A 6117-nucleotide genomic window follows, 5' to 3' on the forward strand; every position below is an offset into this window, starting at 1 on the left:
CTATTACCCTCTGCTTACCGTGTTTTTTCTTTTACATGCTGCTGATGAATAACTGGTCCAACGTATGGGTTATGTCTTTCATGTCGGCTATTTTCCTCCATATTCTATTAGTTCACGTCACTCGAGTGATGTTTGCACAAACCTTCGCCGGGATAGGGATTGCTACCTTGTGTGCATGGGTGGCACAAGGCTTCTACTTAGAGCTCACAATGGATTGGACGCATGTGCCAATCTTCTTATTTATCTATTTGTTCGGTAACTTATTTTACTTCCGTAATCAGGTGGAACATGAGAATAAGGTGTCATTGGCGAAATCTTTTGGAGCCGGTATCGCGCATGAGATGAGAAACCCACTAAGTGGTTTACTGACATCTATTGATGTTATGCAGTCCATATTGCCGAATCCGAAAAGTGGTGGCCACCAAGGGCAATACGCTTTGAGTAATGAAGAAGTTATACAGTTACGTGAAGTGGGTGATGAAGCGATGGAGATTATTCACTCAGGTAACGAGACGATTGATCTGCTATTGACTTCAATTGATGAAAACCGAGTATCTCGTTCTACGTTCAAGAAACATTCAGCTCAAGCGGTGGTGGAAGGGGCGATAGATAGCTTTAACTATAAGCGCTCAGCTGATAAATCAGCGATCTCTTTAGATGTACAAAGCAACTTTGACTTCTTGGGTAGTGATACCTTGTTGAAGTACGTGATGTATAACTTGTTCAAGAACGCATTCCATCATCGCAGCCCCGAAGATTTTCATATTCATGTCACCATGTGTAGTGATGACGTGACCAATCAAATCATGGTTACCGATAACGGAGCTGGTATTTCAAACGATGTCATTCGACGTATCTTCCAGGATTTTTACACCACCGGCCAATCAGGTAACTACGGCTTAGGTTTGCCATTTTGTCAGAAGGTAATGCGGTCGTTTGGTGGAGAGATTAAGTGTAAGTCTGAGGTGGAACAGTGGACGCAGTTCACGATGACTTTTCCATCTTTGACTTCTCACTCTGTGAACGAAATTAAGAGTGAGCTCACTAAGCTAAAGACAGTGTTGATTGTGAGTGACCAGAAAGTACTCTCTGATAAAATTACTGAGACATCACGTTTTATGGGGTTTGACCTCACCGTATTAGACGTTGTATCAGCACTTAAAAATAAGGAATATCAATTTGAGTTCGACTTGATTTTCGTTGATATGGAGAGCTTAGATTTAAGAGCCAATTACCTCGATAGAATTGAATCTTTGCTATCGTTCACTGAAGCGAGAATCATCTATTTGTATGAGCATCACCCCATTAAGCGTGTTCGTAACGTTGCTTTTGAACCGATTTGGGTGGAAACACAAGTTTGGCTACTGAATACCAAAGCCACCATCGAGCGCTTACTTTTCGATTCTAATTACGTGTTGCCATCGGTTGCTGTGAAACCACTAGAGGCGACTAATAAACGTACGATAATGGTGGTCGATGACAACGAATCTTTGCGCCGTTTTACCGCAATGTTGTTGGAAAAACAGGGCTTTGACGTTGTACAGAAAGAAGATGGCCAACAAGCGTTAGATGCTTTGGATACCGAGGATGTTGATTTGATTCTGATGGATATCGAAATGCCAATTATGGATGGTATTGAAGCTTCTCGTCGAATCCGCAGTGCTGCCAAAGAATACTCTACAGTGCCGATTATTGCTCACACAGGCGACAGTTCCCCAGTGACATTGGAAAAAATGGAATCGTCAGGCATGTCAGATTTTATTGTGAAGCCAGCAGATAAAACCCGACTGTTCGATAAAATTGCACACTGGATTTGATTTGTTGTACCGTCCGGTTATCCAGCTGAACTAGATGAATAGATGAATAGATGAATAGATGAATAGATGAACACAAGAAAGAGCTCAGCAATTCGCTGGGCTCTTTTTGTATCGCGACATGATAGCGTCTATTCAGTCCTGCCGTTTGTGTTAGTTATAGAATTGGTGTGTACAGAGTTATACGAACTCTAACTCTGGGTGATGGTACGCTTCGTGACAAACGGTGAGCACATGGTCAATGTCTCGTGGTGTCATATCGGCATTCACTGAAAATCGGATGATGTTCTTGTTCTTGCCCGTAGCGGGGCGGCAGAACACCGCACCGAACACATTCCGTTCTTCGAGGAAATCGCGAACACGTTCAGTGTTTCTTTCACTACCACATTCTAATGCCACAATTTGAGACTCGCTGCGGATATTAAAGCCAATTCGTTTTAGACCCGTAGTCAACGATTTAGCACGCTGGAACAGAGCCTGTCGTTTATCATCTGCACTTTTGATTACCTCTAATGTTTTCTCTAAACGGACCACCTCTTGTGGTAACACGGTCGAGCTGAAAATCGCGGGATAAGCAACAAACGGTAAGGTTTCTGAAAGTAGTTTTGGTCCAAGGATCGCGCCTGCACGATAAGCAAAGGTTTTAGCCAAACTTACGGTGATGAAGTCGACTTGCTTTGTAAGGCCCAATGCGTGAACTATGCCGGCACCATTTTCCCCATGCGTGCCCAATGAATGCGATTCATCAACGACGACGGCACAATCAAACTCCTGCGCCATTTCGTAGATGTCGCGTAGTGGGGCGATGGTCCCAATGGTACTGTAAACCGAATCGACCACAATAACGCCTGAGCCGTGGCGCTCTAACTGTTTACGCAGGTGATTCATATTGTTATGCATAAACGGGTGGGCGATGCCGCCAGCGGCACGAATGCCTTCCCATAGCGACATATGGGCAAAAAAGTCGATATACACCGATGTGTCCGGCGGGCAGATGGTTTGTAATAGTCCTATATTGGCCGCCCAACCTGACTGAGAAAGCAAACAGCTCTCCATTCCGACATAGTTCGCGAGCTCGGTTTCAAACGCAGGTTTAGACTCTTCATCTTGTAAAAAAATTGCAGACATCACTACGTTGTCATCGTGTTCAATAATCGCTGCTTGATGGGCGTCTTGGATCGGTTTGTTGTGTGACAGTGCTAAGTAATCATTGCTCTGCATCACGACGGCATTGCGCTGAGGTCGTTTACCCAATACCAAGTGCTTTTGGCTTTGGTTCTGGGTAATGAGGTCTTGAATATAGAAATTCAAGCGTTCTTCGATAAAGGAAGGTAGTGGTTTGTTTTTTGTTGTATCACTCATAATTATTCTCTTCAAATATGGGAAAACGCCAGCGCCGGCGGTTGTATATTGAAGTTAAAAAGTGATGTGTCATTAGTCAGTTTGCATAATTTTGTATGTGCTAGCAAACTCAGTATTTAAAGGTATCGAAGCGAGTCATTTTCCTTACGGTGCGGGGCTTTAACCTAGATCAGATAGGAATGATAGCCTTCTTTTTTATGATAAAAGGCTATTAAAATTCGGTGTTCTAATGACCATGAAAAAGTCGATTCTGAAAAGCTTTGATGTCCTAGCTGCGTATTATGAACTGGCACGTATTAAGAACTGGAACGTATTAGCTATGAACGTGAATCAGTTCGATTAAGTCGTTCAATTCCTGCTTGGCTTTTCCCTCTAACGAGTAACCAATATTGATGCGTAAGCAATTGCTGTAAAGGTCATGAGTGCTAAACAGGTGCCCAAGCCTGATATCAATGTTGTGGTCGGCAACTGCCTGAGCAAAGCTTGATTGGTTCAAATTTGGTATTTGTAGCCAAAGTACCATGCCACCTTGTGGGTTACTTATCTTTACTCCTTGAGGAAGGTGCTGAGCCAAATAACTTAGGTATTGCTGGCGCAAAGAGAGAAGCTGAGTACACCTTCTTCTAACGTGTTTTGCGTATTGACCAGATTCGATAAAGTCAGCAACTGCAAGCTGAGTGGGTAGGGCGACGCCATAGCTTGCAGCAGAAAACTGAGCCTTGTATTCGTTAATGAACCTCCCTGGTAAGCACCATCCTAATCGGTAACTCGGTGACAAGCTTTTCGATATTGAACCACACCATAGTACATAGCCACCTTTGTCGTAGTATTTCGCGGGGAGTGGAGTGTGTGAGGAATAAGAAAGTTCCAGATACACATCATCTTCAATGATCGGTACTTGATAGTGATTCGCTAATTCAGCAAGCTTTTGTTTTTGACTAGCCGACATGTTGATCCCTTGAGGGTTCATATGAGAGGTACAAAAAATCGCGGCATCCACTCGTTTATTCTTCAAATGTGCTTCTAATTGTTGCAAGTCGATACCGTCATCCAGAGATGGGATCTCGATGATTTGTCGCGACATCTTTCCGAGCAACTCCAGAATGCCGTTGAAACAAGGTGAACTAATCGCGATGGTGTCGCCTTCTTTGGTGCACGATTCAAGTGCAGCCTTAATCGCAGACATACAGCCTGCCGTAATCACCATCTCTTCAGGTGAAAAGTGTACATCGAGCTTGGCAAAGTGAGTGGATAATGCCTGACGTAACATTGGCTCACCTTGTGTATCTGGGTAATGGTTTAGCCTGCTGCTCATACGCCGAATAGCGCGGCGAAAACTGCGTTCCTGTTCAACAATCGACTGTTCATCATTGGCGGTGCTAGACACCCCTAAAGGTCCATTGATTGAGTTGTGAGTCGATGAGGTTAGCTTGACGCTCGACACTTTACTTTCAAACTGTGCCCACTCTGGGGTTGAACGAGCAGGTTTATGAGGAGAAACAAAATACCCTGCTTGCGGTCGAGAGTGTATCCAGCCTTGTGATTCCAGTTCTTGGTAGCAGCTCACCACGGTCGACATGCTGATGGCTTGTTGTTTAGCTAATTGACGCAGCGAAGGCATGCGTCCACCTTCGGGTCTTTTCCCCGTTTCAATCTCACCAATAAACTGATTGGCTAGCTTTCTGTAGATGCTCATGGTCACGACCGTTGTTAACTGTACTGGTTTTTATTGTAAAAATTGTATCTGTACTGGTTTTGTTGATCAAGGGATACTCATTCAAAACAAAGGAGGGGTCAGTATGAAAAGAAATGATTTGTTGTTAGCGGTGTTCGTGATGGCAATTTGGGGATTCAATTTCTCGATGATCAAAATGGGTGTAACCAATGTTCATCCGTTGTTGGCAACCGCCGCGCGTTTCTCGCTAGCGGTGATTCCGGTGATATTTTTTGTAGCAAGACCGAATGTCGCGTGGCGTTATTTAGTGAGTTATGGCTTTGTGTTTGGTGTGGGCATCTGGGGCATGGCTTCATGGTCAATCACCGCTGGGCTCTCATCGGGGCTTTCGTCGGTGTTGCTTTCAACCAATGTGCTAATTGGTATGGCGGTTGGCGTGTGGGTTTTCAAAGAAAGTGCGTCGGTTCGCAAGTTAATGGGTGCGATGTTAGCGATGTGCGCGTTGGCGGTGCTGGTTTCCGCAGCAACGGGCAATGTCACTGTTAATGGCGTGATTCTTATTATGATCGCAGCGTGTAGTTGGACGTTAATGGGCGTGATTGTTAAAGCGTCTAAAACCACTCAGGCTTTTGCGTTTAACGTGTGGGGCATGCTATTTGCGCCAGTTCCATTAGTGTTGTTTGCGGTGATGCTGCACGGTGACCAAATTATTTGGCAGGCGATAGAACAATGGGATTGGAACGCAACGATTGCTGTGTTGTTTCAGGCTTACCCAACCACGCTATTCGGTTACTGGGTGTGGAATAAACTGTTAATTCAATATCCGTTAAGCACGACAGCGCCGTTAACCTTGCTAGTACCTATATTCGCATTGATCAGTGGTTACTTTATGTATGACGAGGTGCTATCAGTCGCTCAAGTTGTGGCATCTGTACTGTTTCTAGTCGGTATAGGTTTGATAGTGAAGCCTGCTAAGACAACCGTAAGACCTCTTAGGGAAATAAAGATGATTGATTGAGCGTTTTCTAAAAACACAGCAGAATAGCATTGTCGAAAGGATTGACTAATTCGAATTAAATTCTGAAATGATACAAATATCATATTTAATAATGGTTACTTAGTAACCTCTGTTGAGTTTGATATCAAATCAAGTGGCTGATTTTATTGGGTATAGGATAGAGGTCTCAAAAATTATCTTTTAGAACACTAAAGTTTTAAATTCTTATCATGTTGGATTTTACGGTATATAATATCACATCGTACCTG

Annotated in this window: 4 protein-coding genes; 2 read left to right on the top strand and 2 right to left on the bottom strand. The window is 43.8% G+C overall.

All coding sequences use genetic code 11. From position 1 onward, the window contains the following. A partial coding sequence (locus tag AB4653_RS07880; protein ID WP_372103757.1) for a response regulator occupies positions 1-1817 on the top strand: 1817 nt, incomplete at its 5' end. Between the two features lie 177 nt (positions 1818-1994). Here AB4653_RS07880 and cqsA read toward each other — a convergent pair. After that, a complete protein-coding gene (gene cqsA / locus AB4653_RS07885) occupies positions 1995-3176 on the bottom strand; it encodes an alpha-hydroxyketone-type quorum-sensing autoinducer synthase (RefSeq protein ID WP_012604149.1) in 1182 nt (393 codons plus the stop codon). A 313-nt stretch (positions 3177-3489) separates the two neighbouring features. Next, on the bottom strand, positions 3490-4872 hold the full coding sequence (locus AB4653_RS07890) for a PLP-dependent aminotransferase family protein (RefSeq protein WP_102258544.1): 1383 nt from the start codon (positions 4870-4872) through the stop codon (positions 3490-3492). Positions 4873-4975: 103 nt separating this feature from the next. Here AB4653_RS07890 and AB4653_RS07895 point away from each other — a divergent pair, with 103 nt between their 5' ends. Further along, positions 4976-5869: an EamA family transporter gene (locus AB4653_RS07895; RefSeq protein ID WP_102258543.1), complete on the top strand. Its 894-nt coding sequence runs from the start codon at positions 4976-4978 to the stop codon at positions 5867-5869. Positions 5870-6117: the final 248 nt, after the last annotated feature.

Origin of the sequence: Vibrio sp. 10N.222.48.A3, assembly GCF_041475345.1 — a bacterium.
Classification (GTDB): Bacteria; Pseudomonadota; Gammaproteobacteria; order Enterobacterales; family Vibrionaceae; genus Vibrio; species Vibrio tasmaniensis_A.